Raw genomic sequence first — 18541 nt, 5'->3', positions numbered from 1 at the left:
ATGGGACGCTGGCTTGAACATTCTGTGACCACCGAGGTCAACGCTCCCGTGGACCGGGTGTGGGCTGTCTGGAGCGATCTCGAGGCCATGCCCAAGTGGATGCGTTGGATCGAATCGGTGAAAACCCTTGATGATCCAGAACTTACCGACTGGACGCTTGCTGCTCAGGGGTTTCGTTTTCACTGGAAGGCACGCATTACCCAACGCGTCGAAGCTCAGCAGCTGCACTGGGAATCCGTCGGTGGCCTGCCGACGAAAGGTGCTGTTCGTTTCTACGTCGAGCAGCCGGGACGTACCGCTGTGAAGCTCACGGTCACCTATGAGCTTCCAGGGGTCTTGGCACCACTGATGGAACCCAGCATTCTTGGAGGGATTGTTACCAAGGAGCTTCAGGCAAACCTTGATCGTTTCCGGGATCTGGTTGAGCGAGAAAACGCGTCTGGGGGCTGAACGGAGTCTCCGAAGTGTCTCTTCCCGTGCTGTCGTGCGAGGGGTGAGCTTGGCCGGACTGCTCTGGATCCTGATCAGCGGTTGCGGCAGTGACACGACTCAGAACGCTGCTCCTGGGTTAAAGCCGCTTGAGGCTGAGGACGTTGCTTCTAAAACTTCCAGGGATCGTCTTGACCGGCTGGCACCTCCCTCCTCTTTTGTGCCCCTGCCCAGTCTCGAGCAGGTGCTCAGTGCGGTTCCCGATGGCCGCCCAGATCCCTTCGCTCCCGTGGCTGCTGCTGTTTCAACATCCGCTCCTGATCAACCGCTTGGCCTGGGACTCCAGGTTCAAGGGGTGCTGTCAGTTGGTGGTCAGCGTCGCGCCCTGGTGACCACATCAGAAGGTTCAGGGCCGGTCTGTGTCGGCGAGAGAGGTCGTTGCCCTGGCGAGTCGAGCGGTTTATTGCCGGTGGGATGGGTGGTTCAGACCATCGACCTGCGCCGAGGCTGCCTCACTGTTTCGGTGGCGGGTCAAACCGAAGTTCCGTTCTGCATTGCCTGAACACAAGCCATCACAAGGCCTTCGAGATCATGGGGATGGGCTTCCTGGTCCACACGGCCCAGCAGTTCGCGGCAACGTTCACTGGTTTGCGGACCGATCGACACCAAGGCAGCCCGTTTGAGCTTGGCCGTCGCCTCCTCCTCCCCCATGCTCTGTGCCAGCAGGTGTGTGGTGTGCAGCACCGTTTTGCCGCTGGTGAAACAGATCGCATCCACTGCCTCGGCTCGCAAGGCATCCAGCGTTGCTGCGGGGATCGCCTCCGGACAGCGAGACTCATAAGCCGGCACCTCCACAACCCGCGCGCCGGCTTCACCGAAAGCTTCCGCCAGAACGGTGCGTCCACCGCTCTGGACCCGTGGCAGCAGGATGCGCAGCCCCCAGCCAGACACCGGGAAGTGTTCGATCAAGCTGTCGGCGACAAACTCGGGGGGCACGAAATCCGCCTCCGAGCCAAGCTCCTCCAGGCGCCTGGCGGTCTTGCGTCCCACTGCTGCAATTTTGAGGCTGCCTGGTCGATGGGCCAGGGTCTTCCCCTGCTGTTGCAGCCGCTCTTCAACGGCTTCCACGCCGTTCGCACTGGAGAAGATCAGCCAGTGGAAGCTGTCCCATTCCGCTAGAGCATCGTCGAGTGCACCCCAGTGATCCGGAGGGCCGATCTCCAGAGCCGGCAAATCGAGAACCTTGGCACCGAGCGCCTCCAGCAGTCGGCGGCCCTCACTCTGCTGCTCCATCGCCCGGGTCATCAACACCGTGCGTCCCGTCAGCGCAGGGGCCTGGCCTCCCGTCATTGCGCACTCCCCTCGAGCTTCACAATCCCGCTCACCTGGGCTTGAAGCGCCCCGGCCTCCTCGGCACGGTTCTGTTGATGGAGCTTGTCGATCGCTGCGCGGAAGCTGGCGCGCGCACCATCGATGTCGCCACCCATCAGCCGCGCGACGGCGAAGTTCTGGTGGCTTTCCGCGTGATCGGGATTGAGCTCGAGTGAACGCTCGTAGGCGCGCAGGGATGCGGCGAGGTCGCCCCGGCGTCGTTCCATCAAGCCGAGGTTGTACCAGGCCAGCGCTACTTCAGGGGCACGCTGGCAGGCTGTGGTGGTGAGCTGAATCGCCTCATCCAGCTGATTGGCCTGCATCAGCAAGGCGGCCAGGTTCAGCCGGGCACCGAGGCTCAAACGCACATCCAAGGCCAGATCCAGCGCCTGCCTGTAGTAACTCTCAGCAGCATCAGCATCTTCAGGTGCCAAGGCGATCCCCAGATTGAGCAGCAACTCGTAGCGCTCAGCCGTTCTTCCTGCTCCATCCTGCAGCTGCTCGAGCCCTTTGCGCAGGAGATTCACGCCTCGCTCGTGGTTGCCACTGCTCACCTCCAGTGCCCCGAGCTTGGTGCAGGCATAGGGATCGTTCGGCTGATCCTCCAGCCACTGCTCCATCGAACGACGCAGTCGCTCGGCCTTGTCACTTTGGTTTAGGAGTTCAGGGCGGTAGCCGTCGTGCAGCAGCGCCGGTTCAGCGCAGTTCGCTACCCGCCAGTGAGGTTCCTGCTTCAGGATCTCGGTCACGCTGTCGTCAATCATCGAGTGATAAGGCCGACTCCAGCGGATTCGGGGATCCCGTCGGAACAGCCGGCTCACATTGGAATACGGGGCCATGGCAGCACCCAGTTCATGGCGAAGCAGATTGATCACCAGAACATCGGGTTGAGCCATCAGTGCTCGGATCGTTGGGATGGCCTCTGAGCGCAGGCGTTCATCGGCGTCCAGCACCAGCACCCAGTCCCCCTTCACGTGCTCGAGTGCCGCGTTTCTTGCTGGTGCGAAGTCCCCGGGCCAGTCCATCCGTTCTACCCGGGCACCAGCAGCTTCAGCCAGCGCGACTGTGTTGTCCGTTGAGCCGGTGTCGAGCAGAACCATCTCGTCGACGAAGCCTTTTACCGAGTTCAGGCAGGCATCGATGCGCTTGGCTTCGTCGCGGACGATCATCGAGAGGCTGAGCATGACGTCGTCCTGCACTGGCGCCGAGATTAGAGCCGTTCAGTCAGTGAATTCGCTCCCCAGCTCCAGCGTTTGCTTGTCCCCCAGCAACTGACCCATCAGCATCTGCTGGGCATCAGCCATCTGGCCGGGGCTGTAGGCGGCAGGGATCGTGTCGGGGAGAAGCACTCGCAGGCTTTCCCACCGGTAGGGGCAGCCATACACAGCCATCCCCACCAGACGGTTCAGCTTCAGAAGCTGGCGGATGGCTGCCGGCCACGGTTCATCACGATCCCGGCCTGCGCGGAATGGATTGCCGCGCAGAAACAGCTGCAGCAAGACCGGTCCGTCACCGAGTCGATCCAGATCCAAAGGATTGTCACCCTGTGGAGGTTCATGCCAGGGGCTGATTCCGAGGTCATGGCAGATGATCGGCCTGAATCCACGGCTGGTGGGCCAGCCGATGGCTGGAGCATCAGGGCGCAAGAAAGGGCAGGCCAGCACACCATCCACCCGGATCAGGGTTACACCGCCACCAGCGGGTGGTTCAATCGGAGTCCCTCCCTGTCGTTCGAGGGTTGCGCTCACCAACTCGAGAGAGAGCTGGCGCTCGTTTGAGGTTTCTTCAGCGTCAGGCGGTGAAGCGGCTTCGTTCCTGGCCTGGGCCCCGCTGCAGCGTCGCAGGGCGTCCCGACGTCTGTGCAGAGACTGCTCCAGGCGCAGGGAGGGAATGCGCCCGCTGTCGAGGGCTGCGCAGACGGCGTCAATGGCCTTGTCGGCATCGGCGGGCATCAGGATCAGGTCCGCCCCGGCTTCGAAGGCCTGTACTGCAGCTTCTCCTGGACCCACCAGACCTGTGATCGCCTCCATTACCAGGGCATCGGTGACGATGAGTCCCTGGAAATCAAAAGAATCTCTGAGCAGGTCTGTCAGCACCCTGGGAGAGAGGGTCGCGGGCCGCTCGGCATCAAGGGCTGGAACTACCAAATGCGCGGTCATCACGCTGTCCACCCCTGCAGCGATGAGCCGACGGAACGGCCTGAGTTCAATTTGTTCCAGCCGCTCCCGCGAATGCCTCAGCACAGGCAGTTCCAGATGGGAATCCTGGGCTGTGTCGCCGTGTCCGGGGAAATGTTTGGCGCAACCAAGAACGCCTCCGGCCTGAAGGCCGCGCTGGAATGCTTCAGCTAGCGCACCGGCGGCCTCAGGAATCTGGCCCCAAGCCCTCACATTGATCACTGGATTGGCTGGGTTGCTGTTGACATCGCAGACCGGTGCCAGCACCCAATTGAGTCCGCATCGGCGGGCCTGGTCAGCGGTGCAGCGCCCGTAACGTTCGGCAAGGACCATCGCCTTTTCCGGGTCGTTTGACTGCAGACGCCCTAAGGCCATCGGCGGGACCAGCCAGGTGGCGCCCTCAAAGCGCTGACCAACCCCCTCCTCCACGTCGGCGCAGAGCAGCAGATCGTCATGACCCGCCCAGGAGCGCAGCGTGCGGCAGCGCTGCTGCAGTTCTGTGGCTGTGCCTCCCAGGAGAATCACGCCGCCGATGCCTTTCGCCAGCAAGCGTTGAAGCTCCCCGTTGCTCAATTCCCAGCGGGGGTACCGCCGTTGGTGATCGCCGGCATGACCGCTGGCCCTCACCACCAGCAGCTGGGACACCGCCCGCCGCTGCTCAACTGCGTTCATCGTTGTGGCTGTCCTGAGCGTCGTCACTGCCTGCCGGGATTTCTCCCCGCTCCTGGCGTTCACGCTCGAGGTCCCCGAGCAGTCCCAGAACCGAGGCTCCCTTCTCCAGGCCACGGTCGAGATGAAAGACCACTTCCGGTGCACGCCGCATCTGCAGACGACGGCCGAGCTCCCCGCGCAGGAAGCTGCTGGCTGCCTGCAGACCGTCCATCACCTGGGCCTTGCCTTCAGGATCGGCCAGCACACTCACGAAGATTTTGCAGTGCTGCAGATCCCCGCTCACTTCCACCCCGGTAATGCTGATCAGCCCCTGATGCACCCGCTCATCGCGGATGCCATGAATCAGCAGTTCACTCGTCTCCTTGCGGATCAGAGCTGCAACACGTTCGACCCGTCGTCCAGGAGCCATCTCAGCTCATTGGTGCTGAAGACACCATGGCACGCAACACCAGTCCGAGGCTGATGAAGCCACTGATCAAGGCTCCGATCAGTGCCACAGCGGTCACGGGATTGCTGCGGCGGCGCGCCAGCGGCTCCGCAACGGAATTCAGCACGCCGAGGCTGAACGCGATCAGGTAACGCGGATAGCGGGTCACATTGACGAAGAACTCGCGCATGGCGATGGCGTTGATCCGTTTCTCATGGCTACTCTGCCGTTCCCTGCCCCGGTCTGGACAATGCTGGAGCTCCACCAGTTCCGCCACTCCGCCTTCTGCTTGAAGGTGCGGATGACGCTTCATGCGAAAGACCTGAGTTTCCGTGAGGTGGAGGTCACTCCGGGACTGGGCCAACTGTCTGTTTTCCGGATGTCGGGTCAGCGACAGGTCCCGGTTCTGGTTGATGGTGATCAGGTGTTTGCTGACTCCAGCGCCATCTGCCGGTATCTCGAAACGCTGCAACCCGATCCCGCCCTGCTTCCGTCCGATCCGCTCCAGAGGGCTCAGGTGGAGCTGATCGAGGATTGGGCAGACACCACCCTGGCCGCATCAGCCCGGGCAGCGCTCCTGCAGGCTGCAGCTGACGACACCCAACTCAGACTTGCTCTCCTGCCCGATGATCTGCCGGCGCCCCTGCGTCAGGTCATGTCCGGGGTGCCTGGTGGTTGGTTGAGCACGCTGGGCGATCTCCTCGGTCAAGAGCAGAGGGCCTCCATGCTCAGCAGTCTTACGGCTCTTGCCGAAGGCCTCGATCAGAACGGCTATCTGGTTGGCAACACGCTCACCCTGGCGGATCTTGCTGTCGCCGCTCAGCTCTCCCTGCTGCGTTTTCCTGCCTCCTCCGGAGACTCCTTGGCTGGCCGCGGCGTTCCCGGCCTCAGCGATCATCCCCGCCTGCAGTCGTTGTTCCGGTGGCGCGATCAGCTCGAGGCGCAGCTCATACAGCGGGATCCTGCGGCAACCGAGTGAGCACCAGCCGAAATCGGCTGCTGCGCCCTGCCAGAGTCTGATCCGTCTGCAACCCAGGAGCCTTGTAACTCACCTGGAGCTGATCCGCGCAGATTTCGGCTCCGCACTGTTCGTAGCGCGTGAGCGTTTCGATTCTGCTCAGTCGGGGCGCTCCCGGGCCATGCAGGATCTGGAGCACGAGCTCATCACTCAAGAATTCTTCTCTGCCCCTGTCTGTTGAGACCACGGCCTGACGGCGGCCGATCACGCTGGTCTCCAAGAGAACATCGCCGCTGAGCCTTGCGAGCTGACGGTTCACGCGCTCGGGATCCTGCTCGACCGACAGGAGCTTGTCCCCCAGCAGCGCTTTGCCGATGGCCGTGGCGTTGAACGCTCGGTCGCCCACCAGCTGTCCTGCCTGATTGCGCTGGAAGCGTGCCTTGTGCAGCAGCGTGGATTCGTTTTCAAGACGTGAACCATCACGGTCGAGCGTGTCGCTTTGCACCTGCCAGTCGCCCTCGAACCAGTCGGGATAAATCAGATCCTGACGGGCACGCGGTCGGGGGAGAGGTGCTGGAAGCGACCACTCGGGCCATTCCATCGCGCGTTGCTCCAGCAGGGATGCCTGGGCTGGTTCTGCAGCGTCAGCACCCATCACCATCAACAGCTGCAGCAGCATGGTGAACAGCACACTTAAGAGCCACCGCTTCATGTCAGACCCCCTGATCCGCTCGCTTGATCACTACGTGGTGCTTGTTCCCGGTGAATCTGAACAGCTTCTATCAGCGGCCGCCACCTTGACATGGCTGGTTGAACGACTGGTGGCTCTCGATCCATGGCCGGAGGATCTGCGTGGATGCGACGGTGCAACCGAAGCCGCAGAGCGCCTGCTCGACACCGCCTGTGAACTGGAGATCTCGCCAGGGGTTTGCGTGCAGTGGTATGCCGTCCGTCTGGAACCGCCTCAGAGCTGATGGTCAATCGGGTCGCTGTTTCGGTGGGTCTTGGATCAGCGTTGGCAGCAAGGTCAGAATCCCGTCTGCCACCTCATCCGGCGGCTCAGCATCGATCACCACGGTGAGATCGGCTTCTGCATACATCGGCTGACGTGCCGTCAAGAGCCTGTTCAAGGCCACGGCAGGGTCCTGTTCCTGCAGCAGGGGTCGAGGGGTGTCGTCCTGCTCCAGCCGTCTCAAGAGCTCTTGGTGCTTGACGTCCAGCCAGATCACAATCCCCTGGTGCATCGCTCCCCAGTTTTCAGGGCGGGTCACCGCGCCGCCGCCTGTGGCCACAACGAGGGAGTGGCGCTGACTAATCGCGCTGAGCACCTGGGTCTCGAGGCTTCGGAAACCGCTTTCACCATCGCGCTTGAAGATGTCAGGAATGGTGCAGCCAGCGGCCTGCTCAATCACGGCATCGGCATCCACAAAGCCGTACTGCAAGCGTTGGGCGAGGGGCCGACCGGTGCTGGTTTTGCCGCTCCCCATCATCCCGATGAGATACAGGTTGCGGCCGCCGAGCCGCTGTCTGAGGGATGGGACGGGATCCAGCATGGCTCCGAATTGCCGTTAGCTCATTAGGATGCCTTCCGGCCGGACCTTCACATGACTGAAACGAAGTCGATCGCCCGGCACGGCCAGGGCCGCGGTTGCGTGATCACCCGACGAGCCTGTTTCAGCGCCAGTCATCGCTACTGGTTGCCGGAACTTTCGGCTGATGACAACGCAGCGCGATTTGGTGCCTGTGCGCTGGCTCCCGGGCATGGGCACAACTACGAGCTCATCGTGTCGATGGCTGGTGGCCTTGATGCCGATGGCATGGTGCTCAATCTCTCCGAGGTGAAGCACGCCATCCGCAAGGAGGTCACCGATCAGCTCAATTTCCGATTCCTGAACGACGCCTGGTCGGATTTTGATGTCTCAAGGCCGGAAGGCTGCCTGCCGACCACCGAAGCGCTTGTGCACCGCATCTGGCAGCGTCTTGCACCGCATTTGCCGATCACGGCACTGCGCCTTTACGAACAACCGGGCCTCTGGGCCGACTACCTCGGACATCCCATGGACGCCTTCCTCACCATCCGCACCCACTTCGCTGCCGCCCACCGTCTGGCAAGACCGGAGCTGAGCCAGGAAGAGAACGAGCGCATCTACGGCAAATGTGCCCGTCCTCACGGTCATGGCCACAACTACCTGGTGGATGTGACGGTGCGTGGTGCCATCGATCCACGCACCGGCATGGTCTGCGATCTCTCTGCGCTCCAGCGCCTTGTGGATGATCTTGTGGTGGAGCCCTTCGATCACACCTTTCTCAACAAGGATGTGCCCTTCTTCGCTGAGTGCGTGCCCACCGCGGAAAACATCGCCCTGCACATCGCCGACCGTCTTTCGGGTCCAGTGGGGGCCATCGGTGCCCAGCTCCACAAGGTGCGCCTTCAGGAAAGTCCCAACAATGCGGCTGAGGTGTACGCCGAGATGCCTCAACTTGAAATGACGCCAGCCACCTTGGAAGCGACCGCCCCGGTCTGATCGCGTCCTTGGATGACCCATCAGACAACAGTCAGGCTGGTGCTGGCCGTCAGCCTGGACGGACGTTTGGCCTATCCCCGGGGAGGCCCTTCCCAGCTTGGTGGCCCCGGTGATCGCAGGGCTTTAGAGGAAGCTTTGGCCTGGTCGGACGGGGCCTTGATCGGCGCTGGAACGCTGCGGGCACATCGTTCCAGCTGTCTGATTCATGACCAGGATTTACTTGAGCAGCGCCAAACCGCGTGCCGTCCTCCACAGCCCGACCTTTTTGTGGTGAGTCGCCAAGCGGACTTCCCTCAGGACTGGCCGTTTTTTCAGCAGCCCTTTGCGCGTTACCTGCTCACCCCGGAGGGCGGCAGTGCCGAAGGATTCCTCGATGGCCATCCCCTTGCTGCGTCCTGGACCGAGTCTCTGGCCAGCTTGGCTGCCCGTGGCTGGTCGAGAGTTGTGCTCTTGGGAGGGGCTGGTCTTTGCGCATCGATGCTGGCGGACGATGCCGTTGACGAGCTGCAACTCACGCTCTGCCCGCGCGTTCTTGGTGGTCCTTTCTGCTGGGTTCCGTCATCAGCCCCAGCACTCCCTGAGAACCTGGCCGCGGCTGATTCCTGGTTGCTGGAGCACAGCAAGCCTCTCGGCGGCGGTGAGCTGCTTGTGCGTTACCGGCGTAACCGGAGCATCAAGTCCTCGAGAGGAAGGTCCTGAAGGCCTGTGGCCGGCAAGCCCAGAAGAGAGGCCAGGCAGCGTTTGATCACCACCTGGGTGTCGTCGCCTACACGACCGCTGATCAGTTCACTGAAGATGCCGAGTTCTCTTCCGCTGCGCGAGGCTTCGCGGATCAAGCATTCACTGGCTGGCACCGCTAGGTCACGACAGGGTTGCACAACTGTTTCCTCGATGCCGGAGAGCAGTTCACCCACAGGCAGGGAACTGGTGTCGATTCTGCCAATGGCCCGCTGGGCGAGCCGCTGGCATTCCCCTGCGAGCTGCTGCTCCACCTTGGGGCGCATCAACTGCAGCAAGGGCTTCAGCAGTCCGGCCCTGGCCTCGATCGCTGTCGTGCTGATGCCAACGGCCAAGGAGGCCATCAGTAGTGCCTGCCAGGGCCTGTTCCAGATCAAGGGTCGACGACATTGAACCTTGATCTTCGCCTCTTTGATCGCACCTGGTTAGGGTTCGATTTCGGCATGTGAATTGGCCTGGGATGGCGTCGCTCTCGGCCCGCTGGCATCGAAGCATCAGCGAGATCCCAGAAGAGCAGTGGGACCAGCTGCTGGGCGATCAGATCTGCCCCTTTTATCGCTGGACCTGGCTGCTGGCGTTGGAACGGTCCGGAAGCGTGGCCCCTGATCAGGGTTGGCAGCCACTGCACCTGTCGTTGTGGCGGGACAACGACCAGCTCGTTGCCGTGGCCCCTCTTTACCTCAAGGGTCACAGCTATGGCGAATTTGTGTTTGATCAGTCTTTCGCGCGCCTGGCCGGTGATCTGGGTCTGCGTTATTACCCGAAATTGATCGGGATGAGCCCGGTCAGCCCCGTGCAGGGTTACCGCTTCCATGTGGCCGCCAGCGAAGACGCTCTGGAGCTCACCAAACTGATGCTCGGCCTGATCGATGACTTCGCAGCACGACACGGAATTCTCAGTTGCAATTTTCTTTATGTGGATCCCGCCTGGCAGCCCCTCGCTCAAGCAGCCGGTTGTGCCGGCTGGCTGAATCAGCAAAGTTTGTGGTCTTCAGATGGTCAGCAAACCTTCAACGACTATCTCGCTGGTTTCAACGCCAATCAGCGTCGCAACATCAAACGGGAACGCAAGGCTGTGCGTGATGCTGGCCTCACCGTGACACCGGTTACAGGGGACGCCCTCACCCCTGCTTTGGTGTCCAGGATGCATGATTTCTACGAGCAACATTGCGCCCGTTGGGGGCCTTGGGGTAGCAAATACCTGGATGCCAGCTTTTTTGATCGGCTTTGTGAACCCTCACTGGCAGCGCATGTCGTTCTTTTCAATGCCCACCGTGGTGAGGTTGAAGACCCGGTCGCCATGTCGCTCTGCGTCAGGGACGCCCAGCACCTCTGGGGGCGCTACTGGGGGAGCGATGAGGAGATTGATTGTTTGCATTTCGAGGTTTGCTACTACGCCCCGATTGAGTGGGCCCTGCAGCAGGGGTTGGTGAGCTTTGATCCAGGAGCCGGTGGCAGTCACAAGCGCCGCAGGGGTTTCGTTGCAAAGGCCCGAACCAGTCTTCATCGCTGGTACGACCCTCAGATAGATGCTTTGATTCGTTCCTGGCTGCCTCGGGCCAATGCGTTGATGCAGGAGGAGATCGAGGCCATCAATGCGGACTTGCCGTTCCGGGCCCAGCCTCCAGAACTTGGGCGTTGACCAGCTGATTCGTAGGGTGACGAGATGACAGACGGCACCCATTCCCTCGATGACCAGCTTTCCCAGCGCTTCATTGCCCTGGATCCAAGCGGCTACTTTCTGATCCGGGTGGATCCGAGCGCAGGGGAGCTCGTGGCGGAGCATTACAGGAATGACGTTGATTCCAAGGGCCGCGCCACCGATCCAGAGACCGGTGAGGTGCTCAGTTGCCGAGGCGGGAGCGAACGCGCACCAGCCGTTTGTTATCGAGGCCGAACCGCAAAGGAGCTGGGGATTGTATTAACCGAAGGAGAAGGGCCCCATCCGGTCAGTCGTCTTGATCATGCGCTCTATCTCGGCCGGGAACTTCAGAAAGCGGAAGCTTGCCTACTCCAGGGGAGGACTTACGTCCAGGATTGATCAGATCTCAATTGGCTCTCGTTTTCAGACGGGTTGAAGTTCCTTGGACGTGCTTGGCTCCTCTGGTGGAAGTGATTCCAACTGTTCCCTGATTTCGCTTTGAACAATGGAGCGGTACTCGAGGAAGTGCTCGTTATGCGCCAAAACCACGAGGAACTGCTCCAGAAGTGCTGGATTCTGGGTGGCCATGCCAAACATGTAACGCCAGAAGCGTCCACGGGTGTTTCTCTTGAGGCCCTGTCTCCAGATCACGATCGAAAGAGCTTTGAGATCGGTCAAGCTCGGCAGCTGGGTGGATCCCTTCCAGCGTGGAGCGCCCATCTTCAGGTAATAGGAATAGACCCTGTCCATGTAGGCATTGGGCTCGTACAGAGCGCAGAATGCTTCGACGTACTCATTGGCGATGTCCCGGATCGGTCTCGTCGGTTTGAAATTCAGGAGGTTGGTCTGATTCACGCCTTTCGCAGCGTCCTTGTCTTGGATCAGGCGGCCTTCCTTCTCGAGGCGATACCAGAGAGCTGTATTGGGTAGAGCCTGCAACATGCCCATCATCGCCGCGGGAATTCCTGTACGCGTGACAAAGTCCACGATGCGACGTCCGGCACCATCTTTTTCACCATCGAAACCGATGATGAATCCAGCCATGACTCGGATGCCGTTGGCAGTGATGCGATCCACGGCCGCATCCAGTGGATTGCGAGTGTTTTGAATCTTGCGGGAGGTTTCGAGGCTGGCTTCATCGGGCGTTTCAATGCCGAGGAACACACTTTCGAAACGAGCCTCATGCATCATGCGCATCATCTCTTCGTCATCGGCAAGATCCACTGAAGCCTCTGTGGCGAAGCTGAAGGGATAACCACGCTCTTCCTGCCAGCGTTTGATCTCCGGAAGCAGCAACTTGGCATTGCGCTTATTGCCAATGAAGTTGTCATCCACGAGGAAGATCGATCGTCTCCAGCCGAGGTCGTACAGGCTCTGAAGCTCGGCCACCAGCTGGTCTGGCGTTTTGGTGCGGGGCTTACGGCCGTAGAGAACGATGATGTCGCAGAACTCGCAGTTGAAGGGGCAGCCCCGGGAAAACTGCACGCTCATGGAGTCATAAGCGTCGAGTTCGAGCAAATCGAAGCGGGGGATGGGGGTGGATGTGACATCAGGTTTTTCACCTTCCGAGCTGAATCGCCCGCCTCTGTCTCCCCTTTGGATGGCCTCGATAAACATCGGGAGGGTAATTTCTCCTTCGTCCAGCACCTTGAAATCAGCATCCGCGATTTCAGGGGCATCAGGTGTTGAGCTGGCGTAGGGGCCTCCGACGGCTACTGGAAGTCCGCGACGCTTCGCTTCTTCGATCTGTACCTGCATGTCGTCCTTCTGGACGATCATTCCTGAGATCACCACCAATTCGGCCCAGTCCCATTCAGCGTCGGTGACCTCTCGAACATTGCGGTCTACCAGCTTCATCTCCCATTCCTGGGGGAGAAGCGCTGCCACGGTGACCAGTCCCAGGGGCGGCAGCAGAACCTTGCGGTTCACCAGTTCAAGGATTTTTTCGTAGCTCCAGAACGTCTTCGGGAACAGGGGATAGATGAACAGCGTGCGCATAATCCGAAGTCGCGTTTGTTGTGCTCTGGTGCTGACGGTCGACCCTGCTTGCAGACCCGTCCGGTTCCTTTTGATTTCGATGCTCGCAAGCTTAGGCGGGATCCGTCGTCTGGAGGCCCGATTTCTGATCTAATGGATCAGCATTCTGTGATTGCAATGGGAGTTGTCATCTATCTGGGTCTGGTCGGAGCAGGTCTTGTCACCGCTGCTGGTATCAGCTTGGTGTTGCGCAGGATCAAACTGATCTGATCTCCGTAAGCACGGTGCTGCCTCGGCGGCGAATTTCTATCAACGCCAGCACAACCCCGATTCCACCAGTAATGGCAAATGTGGTGGGAAGCCCAACGCTGATGCTCAGCTGTGCGGCAATCAGGCCGCTGATTCCACCGCCGCCAAGGAAGGCGATCTGACTGAGACCGGCCATCCGGCCCCTCAAGATCTGACTGGATCCCACCTGGGTCATGAGATTGCTGCTGCTGAGTAATCCCGCGGTCCCAGCACCAATCAACAGCGTCATGAAGAGGATGAAAGGCACAGTCCCCCCTCGTGCCATGCCCAGTTGAGCCACAGCAGTGACTAGGCCAAATCCCGCCAGCGTGAGGGATGGGCGCCTGCAGAAGCGGTGACTGTTGCGTTGAAGGATGAGCCCTCCGGCGATGCTTCCCAAGGCCAGGACACTGGTGAACAGCCCCAGGTCCATCGGGTCTGTTCCCAACTCCTGAGCGGCAATCAAAGGGGCCAGGCCAGGGTGGAAAAAGCCCACAACACACATCAATCCAGTAAACACAACCACGTGGCGCAAGGTTGAGCCGCAGTCTCTCCACGCCACTGCAAGCGACGATCCCTCGGCCGATGTGCTGCGCTGCTCTTGCTCAAGCCTCGGATGCAGAAGCCAGATCACGCTGGCGATCGGCAGAAGATAGGTGGCTGCATCGAGGGTTAATGCCGTGGCCGGACCCGTGAGTGTGACCAGCCAGCCACCAATGGGTGGACCCACCAATTTGCCCACGTTGAACACCACGGAGAAACTGGTCAGAAATGGAGCGAGCTGGGCGTTGTCGTCAACCAGAAGAGCGCAATATTTGTTTCGAGCTGTGAGTTCGTAGGCCCCTGCAATTCCCACTAGGAGCGTGCTGGCCAGCAATATCAGCACCTGGGGCAGTCCATCCAGCCAAGGGATGGCCACTGCTCCGATCAGACCGGCTCCCAGTAGCGCCCATTGCGCCTGGATCAACACCGTTTCACAGCCGATGCGATCGGTGCGCACACCTGCCGGACCGCTCACCAGAAGCGTTGGCAGTGAGAGTGCTGCGAAGTGCAGTGCCAGCACCATGGGCGCTGCCGTCTCATCCATGAGGATCCACCCCTTCGCTGTCAATCCGGCGAAGGATCCGGCGGTGCTGACGCCAGAGGCGATCAGGAAAATGATGCGTTGGCGTTCATGCAGTCCTCCCCGTCTGCTCACAGGGCAGACCGAGCCGAGGCGACCATCGACGCAGCTCCCACGATCTCTGCGCGGAGGTCGTAGATGTCAGATCCTGTGATTTGGACTGGGATCATGGTTCCTGGTGCTGCCTGCAGTCCGTCGGCCCTGGGTTCGATATGAACCTCCCCATCCACCTCGGGTGCGAAGCGGGCACAGCGACCGATCATTGCGCCGGTTGCAGGGTTGTGCTGTTCGACTAGAGCATCGACCGTACGGCCGACCCAGCGAGCATTGGCCGCAGCAGAGATGGGTTGCTGAAGCATCATTAGGCGATCTTTCCTGGCTGTGGCGATGTCGGCATCGACGGGATTGGGCAATTCGGCTGCGGCCGTTCCCTGCTCCGGAGAAAAGGTGAACACCCCGACGTGATCGAACCGCTGCCGCTCCAGAAAACTCGCCAAATGCTCGAACTGCTCCTGAGTTTCTCCTGGGAAACCCACAATCAAGGTGGTGCGCAGCACCGCGTCGGGTAACTGGCTTCTGATCTGATCAAGCAGGCGCTCGTTCACATCGGCTTGCCAGGGGCGATTCATGGCGCGCAGCACCTCCGGATGGCTGTGTTGCAGTGGCAAGTCCAAGTAAGGCAGCACATTGGGCACGTCCCTGTACGCACTGATGACCTCGTTCGTCAGGCCTGTTGGGTAGGCGTAATGAACACGGATCCAGGGAATCTCCACGTCCCCGAGGGCGTGCAGCAGGTCTGCCAAGCGGGGGCGCCCATAGAGATCCAGGCCGTAATTGGTGGTGATCTGGCTGATCAAGATCAGTTCTTTCACACCTTCCGCGGCCAGCTGATGCGCTTCTGCCACGATCGATTCGATCGGTCGCGAGCGCTGATTCCCACGGAGGTGGGGAATGATGCAGAAAGCGCAGCGATAGTCGCAGCCCTCGGCAACTTTCAGGTACGCCACGGCCTCGCCGGTGGTGCGATAGCGCGGTAGTCGCTCATCGGCCACGAACGTCGGCGTGCTGCTTACCCGATTCACGCGTTCGCCGGCCTCCACCCTTTCCAGCACTTCCACGATGTGCTGGTAGTCGCCAGTCCCCACAATGGCCTTCGCTTCGGGGAGGGACTCCAGAAGCTCTTCCTGAAAGTGCTGGGCCAGGCATCCCGCGATGATCAGATCCTTCCCTTGTTCTGCCAGCCCGACCAGCGTCCTGACGGATTCCTCCCTGGCGTCTTGGATGAAGCTGCAGGTGTTCACAACCACCACACTGGCGTCGGATTCATCGCTGCTCACGCCGTAGCCCGCTTCACTCAGAAGACCGAGCATGTGTTCGGTATCGACTCGGTTCTTCTCGCAGCCCAAATGGGAAAACGCCACGGTTGGTCTGGTGCTGGCCCCGTCTCGGCCAGGACTTCGGTCCGGGGACATGAGCATGGCGAATTAATCAATCACCATAAATCCCGTTCCCACTCCTGCCACAATTCACCCATTCTCTGCAGCTCGCATGGCCGCCAGCAGACTCACCAGCCGCCGTCGCCAGGACCAGGGCTCCAAATGGGTACGGATCGTCATGGCCGTGCTGGCCACCGTGGGGGTGATTGACACCGGTTCGATCACCCTGAAGCGTTGGGGCCTGCTGGGCAACCTCACCTGCCCATTGGGTGCAGACGGTTGCGACAAGGTGCTCAACAGTCCTTGGGGAACTCTCTTTCAGGGCGATGGTTTGAGTGTGCCGCTCTCGTTTGCGGGTTTTCTGGCTTACTCGGCCGTGTTGATCATGGCCCTGGTTCCTCTGCTTCCAGGATTGTCCGAAAACCGCGGTGATCTCGCCCGACGCACGTGGTGGGGGCTCTTCACCGTGTCCCTGGGGATGGCGGTCTTCAGCCTCGTGCTGGTTGGCTTGATGGTGTTCAAGATTCAGGCGTTCTGTTTCTTTTGCGTGCTGTCAGCCACTCTTGCCATCCTTCTCTCGATTCTCGCCGTGGCTGGCGGGGGCTGGGACGACCCATCCAAGCTGTTCTTCCGTGGATTTCTACTGGCTCTTGCCGTGTTGCTGGGAAGTTTGATCTGGGCCTCCGTTCTCGATCCGGAGCGTCCGGATGCCGCTGTGACGGGTGCTGGTGCTCCTCCTGTGGTGACCACCGAAAGCACGCCGAGCAAAGTGGCTTTGGCAGAACATCTCACCGCTAACGGTGCCGTGATGTACAGCGCTTACTGGTGCCCCCATTGTCATGAGCAAAAGGAGGCGTTTGGAAAAGAAGCAGCGCAGAAGCTCACGGTGATCGAGTGTGCTGCGGATGGCCAGAACAATCAGCGTGCACTCTGTGAGAGTAAGAAAATCGAGGGTTTCCCCACCTGGGAGATCAACGGCAAGCTTGATTCCGGCGTCAAGCCTTTGAAGGTGCTTGCGCGTCTGTCTGGCTTTAAGGGGGACAGCAACTTTTAGTGGTTGAGCGGCCTGTCCGGCCGGCTTAATCGGTGACTGGCCGGGTGTGGATGCGGGCGCCCTTCACCTGGCGACTGTGGCAACGCCACTGCGGAAGCGGTGTTGGGGCATCACTGCGGAAGTGGCCTCCACGGCTTTCGGTACGGAAGAGGCAAGCCTCCAATAGCAGTTGGCTTGCCTGCTGGCGGTGGTGAAGGTCGAGGAGAAGATTGATGTTGCTGCGACAGGTTTCCTCAAGTTGGAAGCAACGATCTTTGTCCTGGTTGCGCATCTCCTCAAGCAACGGGCTGCATCGCAGCGCGTCGTTTCCCTTAAGGAGCTCTCGCAGGGTCTGCTGCATCCCGCTCACGCGTCGATCAACTCCGGCCATGTTCCAGCAGACTGATCGCAGCGCGTTGATCGATCGGTGCAGGGTTTCAGCATGCCCTGGCGATGGCATCGGGGTCTCGATACTGAAAGGTTCCGGACCTTTGCTGGAGATGGTTGGTGCGCTTCGGTCGTTCAGCGCGATGTCCCTGAGTCTTCCAGCAAACACAAGACACTCCATCAATGAGTTGCTGGCCAGCCTGTTAGCACCATGCACCCCGGTGCATGCCACCTCCCCAACGGCGAAAAGGCCGGGAATGGTTGTAGCGGCCTGTAGATCCGTGGCCACACCTCCCATCCAGTAGTGCGCGGCAGGTGCCACCGGGATCGGATTCTGCAAAGGATGGAGTCCGTACTCCCGGCAGCGTTCAAGAATCGTCGGAAAGCGTCGTTCGGCCCGTTCCGCGGGAATGGGTGAGAGATCCAGCCCCAGACTGCTCAATCCCTGGGAGCGCATGCATCGCAGCAGGGCTCGGCTCACCTGATCGCGTGGGGCAAGATCGCGTTGGGGAAGAGATCCCACAGGACTTCGTCCTGAGGGATCCACCAAGACGGCGCCTTCGCCACGCACGGCTTCTGAGATCAGGAAGCAGGGCGCCTCAGCGAGTTTGAGCGCTGTGGGATGGAACTGAACAAATTCGAGATCGTCAACTGCAGCACCGGCTTGCCACGAGAGCACAACGCCTTCACCACAGGCCTGAGGTGGATTCGTGGTGTTGGTGTAGAGATGGCCTCCTCCTCCAGTGGCCAGCACAACCGCTCGGGCTGGAACCCAGTGAAGCCATGGGCCATCAAGAATCTGAACACCGCAGCAGCGTTGGTCTTCGACCCAGAGTTGGGTGACCCGGACGCCTCGACGATGCACCAGGCCGGGTCTGGCTTCGACACGCTCTCGGAGGACATCCACCAAAGCCCTTCCGGTGCGGTCCTGCACGTGCAATACACGATGCTGGCTGTGGGCTGCTTCAAGGGTGGTCGCAAGGGACCCATCGGGATTGCGGTCGAACGCCATGCCCAGGGAAAGCAACCGTTCGACGCAGTGGGGCGCCTGGTCCACCAGGAGACGGACGGCATCGCCATCACAGAGGCCTGCTCCGGCCTTCAGGGTGTCCTCCCCATGGAGGAAACGAGAGTCTCCAGGACCCGTCACCGCGGCGATGCCCCCTTGCGCCCAGCGGCTTGAAGAGCGCCGACCTGCGTTCCTGTTGAGAAGCAGAACGTTCAGCTCGGGAGGGAGCTCCAGGCAGGTCATCAGACCCGCTGCGCCTGCTCCAACAACCACAACATCCCAGGGGCCGTTGTGGATCGGATCCTGGGATGTTGATCGCTCTCTGCTCATTGGAGCTTGTCGTAAACCA

22 protein-coding genes are annotated in these 18541 nt (G+C 60.7%); 10 read left to right on the top strand and 12 right to left on the bottom strand.

Translation table 11 applies throughout. The features are described from left to right. On the top strand, positions 1–450 hold the full coding sequence (locus SynMEDNS5_RS11410) for an SRPBCC family protein (protein WP_186583474.1): 450 nt from the start codon (positions 1–3) through the stop codon (positions 448–450). Then, complete coding sequence (locus SynMEDNS5_RS11405; RefSeq protein ID WP_186583473.1) at positions 422–991, top strand: hypothetical protein; 570 nt, start codon at positions 422–424, stop codon at positions 989–991. Before SynMEDNS5_RS11410 ends, SynMEDNS5_RS11405 begins: the two co-directional genes overlap by 29 nt. Here the strand turns inward: SynMEDNS5_RS11405 and SynMEDNS5_RS11400 are convergent. The 5 genes from SynMEDNS5_RS11400 to SynMEDNS5_RS11380 are packed head-to-tail and all read right to left on the bottom strand — an operon-like array spanning position 961 to position 5266. Further along, positions 961–1779, bottom strand: coding sequence for a uroporphyrinogen-III synthase (locus SynMEDNS5_RS11400; RefSeq protein ID WP_186583472.1), 819 nt, complete (start codon positions 1777–1779; stop codon positions 961–963). The two genes, SynMEDNS5_RS11405 and SynMEDNS5_RS11400, sit on opposite strands and share 31 nt — an antisense overlap. After that, positions 1776–2984 (bottom strand): glycosyltransferase family 2 protein, encoded by a 1209-nt coding sequence (locus tag SynMEDNS5_RS11395; RefSeq protein WP_186583471.1) that lies wholly within the window; start codon positions 2982–2984, stop codon positions 1776–1778. The genes SynMEDNS5_RS11400 and SynMEDNS5_RS11395 overlap by 4 nt, the downstream gene beginning before the upstream one ends. Positions 2985–3020: 36 nt before the next feature. Next, positions 3021–4649, bottom strand: a complete 1629-nt coding sequence (locus SynMEDNS5_RS11390) for a glycoside hydrolase family 3 N-terminal domain-containing protein (protein WP_186583470.1) — start codon at positions 4647–4649, stop codon at positions 3021–3023. Further along, positions 4636–5058 carry a 30S ribosome-binding factor RbfA gene (gene rbfA, locus SynMEDNS5_RS11385; protein ID WP_186583469.1) on the bottom strand — a complete coding sequence of 141 codons (423 nt, stop codon included), beginning with the start codon at positions 5056–5058 and terminating at the stop codon, positions 4636–4638. Before rbfA ends, SynMEDNS5_RS11390 begins: the two co-directional genes overlap by 14 nt. A 1-nt stretch (position 5059) precedes the next feature. Further along, entirely contained in the window at positions 5060–5266 is a 207-nt protein-coding gene (locus SynMEDNS5_RS11380) for a DUF751 family protein (protein ID WP_006043059.1), read from the bottom strand. Positions 5267–5326: 60 nt separating this feature from the next. On the opposite strand from SynMEDNS5_RS11380, the gene SynMEDNS5_RS11375 reads away from it, so the two are divergent. After that, positions 5327–6055 (top strand): glutathione S-transferase family protein, encoded by a 729-nt coding sequence (locus SynMEDNS5_RS11375; RefSeq protein WP_186585987.1) that lies wholly within the window; start codon positions 5327–5329, stop codon positions 6053–6055. Here the strand turns inward: SynMEDNS5_RS11375 and SynMEDNS5_RS11370 are convergent. Then, positions 6024–6713: a DUF6816 family protein gene (locus tag SynMEDNS5_RS11370; RefSeq protein WP_186585988.1), complete on the bottom strand. Its 690-nt coding sequence runs from the start codon at positions 6711–6713 to the stop codon at positions 6024–6026. The genes SynMEDNS5_RS11375 and SynMEDNS5_RS11370 overlap by 32 nt on opposite strands. A 31-nt stretch (positions 6714–6744) precedes the next feature. On the opposite strand from SynMEDNS5_RS11370, the gene SynMEDNS5_RS11365 reads away from it, so the two are divergent. After that, a complete protein-coding gene (locus tag SynMEDNS5_RS11365) occupies positions 6745–7008 on the top strand; it encodes a chlororespiratory reduction protein 7 (RefSeq protein ID WP_186583468.1) in 264 nt (87 codons plus the stop codon). A gap of 3 nt (positions 7009–7011) precedes the next feature. Here the strand turns inward: SynMEDNS5_RS11365 and SynMEDNS5_RS11360 are convergent, their stop codons facing one another. After that, positions 7012–7587 carry a shikimate kinase gene (locus SynMEDNS5_RS11360; RefSeq protein WP_186583467.1) on the bottom strand — a complete coding sequence of 192 codons (576 nt, stop codon included), beginning with the start codon at positions 7585–7587 and terminating at the stop codon, positions 7012–7014. A gap of 51 nt (positions 7588–7638) precedes the next feature. On the opposite strand from SynMEDNS5_RS11360, the gene SynMEDNS5_RS11355 reads away from it, so the two are divergent. Both SynMEDNS5_RS11355 and SynMEDNS5_RS11350 read left to right on the top strand, forming a co-directional pair. After that, positions 7639–8559, top strand: coding sequence for a 6-carboxytetrahydropterin synthase (locus tag SynMEDNS5_RS11355; protein ID WP_186583466.1), 921 nt, complete (start codon positions 7639–7641; stop codon positions 8557–8559). 12 nt (positions 8560–8571) lie between these two features. Further along, the gene (locus SynMEDNS5_RS11350) at positions 8572–9258 is read left to right on the top strand and encodes a RibD family protein (RefSeq protein WP_186583465.1); all 687 of its coding nucleotides are present in this window, start codon (positions 8572–8574) and stop codon (positions 9256–9258) included. Here the strand turns inward: SynMEDNS5_RS11350 and SynMEDNS5_RS11345 are convergent. Then, entirely contained in the window at positions 9213–9641 is a 429-nt protein-coding gene (locus SynMEDNS5_RS11345; RefSeq protein ID WP_186583464.1) for a hypothetical protein, read from the bottom strand. The two genes, SynMEDNS5_RS11350 and SynMEDNS5_RS11345, sit on opposite strands and share 46 nt — an antisense overlap. A 116-nt stretch (positions 9642–9757) precedes the next feature. Here SynMEDNS5_RS11345 and SynMEDNS5_RS11340 point away from each other — a divergent pair, with 116 nt between their 5' ends. Both SynMEDNS5_RS11340 and SynMEDNS5_RS11335 read left to right on the top strand, forming a co-directional pair. Beyond that, positions 9758–10939 (top strand): GNAT family N-acetyltransferase, encoded by a 1182-nt coding sequence (locus SynMEDNS5_RS11340; protein WP_186583463.1) that lies wholly within the window; start codon positions 9758–9760, stop codon positions 10937–10939. Between the two features lie 24 nt (positions 10940–10963). Beyond that, a complete protein-coding gene (locus SynMEDNS5_RS11335; RefSeq protein ID WP_186583462.1) occupies positions 10964–11338 on the top strand; it encodes a DUF4346 domain-containing protein in 375 nt (124 codons plus the stop codon). A 24-nt stretch (positions 11339–11362) separates the two neighbouring features. Here SynMEDNS5_RS11335 and SynMEDNS5_RS11330 read toward each other — a convergent pair whose 3' ends face one another. Continuing rightward, positions 11363–12937, bottom strand: a complete 1575-nt coding sequence (locus tag SynMEDNS5_RS11330) for a B12-binding domain-containing radical SAM protein (RefSeq protein ID WP_186583461.1) — start codon at positions 12935–12937, stop codon at positions 11363–11365. A gap of 132 nt (positions 12938–13069) precedes the next feature. On the opposite strand from SynMEDNS5_RS11330, the gene SynMEDNS5_RS11325 reads away from it, so the two are divergent. Next, positions 13070–13186 carry a cytochrome B6 gene (locus SynMEDNS5_RS11325; RefSeq protein WP_255440151.1) on the top strand — a complete coding sequence of 39 codons (117 nt, stop codon included), beginning with the start codon at positions 13070–13072 and terminating at the stop codon, positions 13184–13186. On the opposite strand, the gene SynMEDNS5_RS11320 is transcribed toward SynMEDNS5_RS11325, so the two are convergent. Together SynMEDNS5_RS11320 and rimO are read right to left on the bottom strand one after the other, a co-directional pair. Then, positions 13173–14402, bottom strand: coding sequence for an MFS transporter (locus SynMEDNS5_RS11320; RefSeq protein ID WP_186583460.1), 1230 nt, complete (start codon positions 14400–14402; stop codon positions 13173–13175). The two genes, SynMEDNS5_RS11325 and SynMEDNS5_RS11320, sit on opposite strands and share 14 nt — an antisense overlap. After that, the gene (rimO, locus tag SynMEDNS5_RS11315; protein WP_186583459.1) at positions 14399–15805 is read right to left on the bottom strand and encodes a 30S ribosomal protein S12 methylthiotransferase RimO; all 1407 of its coding nucleotides are present in this window, start codon (positions 15803–15805) and stop codon (positions 14399–14401) included. The genes SynMEDNS5_RS11320 and rimO overlap by 4 nt, the downstream gene beginning before the upstream one ends. A gap of 70 nt (positions 15806–15875) precedes the next feature. Here rimO and SynMEDNS5_RS11310 point away from each other — a divergent pair, with 70 nt between their 5' ends. Further along, positions 15876–16817 carry a vitamin K epoxide reductase family protein gene (locus SynMEDNS5_RS11310; protein WP_186583458.1) on the top strand — a complete coding sequence of 314 codons (942 nt, stop codon included), beginning with the start codon at positions 15876–15878 and terminating at the stop codon, positions 16815–16817. A 25-nt stretch (positions 16818–16842) separates the two neighbouring features. Here SynMEDNS5_RS11310 and nadB read toward each other — a convergent pair whose 3' ends face one another. Beyond that, complete coding sequence (gene nadB, locus SynMEDNS5_RS11305) at positions 16843–18522, bottom strand: L-aspartate oxidase (protein WP_186583457.1); 1680 nt, start codon at positions 18520–18522, stop codon at positions 16843–16845. Between the last annotated feature and the right edge of the window lie 19 nt (positions 18523–18541).

The organism is Synechococcus sp. MEDNS5, from assembly GCF_014279875.1.
Taxonomy (GTDB): domain Bacteria; phylum Cyanobacteriota; class Cyanobacteriia; order PCC-6307; family Cyanobiaceae; genus Synechococcus_C.
The sequence above is the reverse complement of the archived record's forward strand: the minus strand, read 5'-3'. Positions and strand labels throughout refer to the sequence as shown.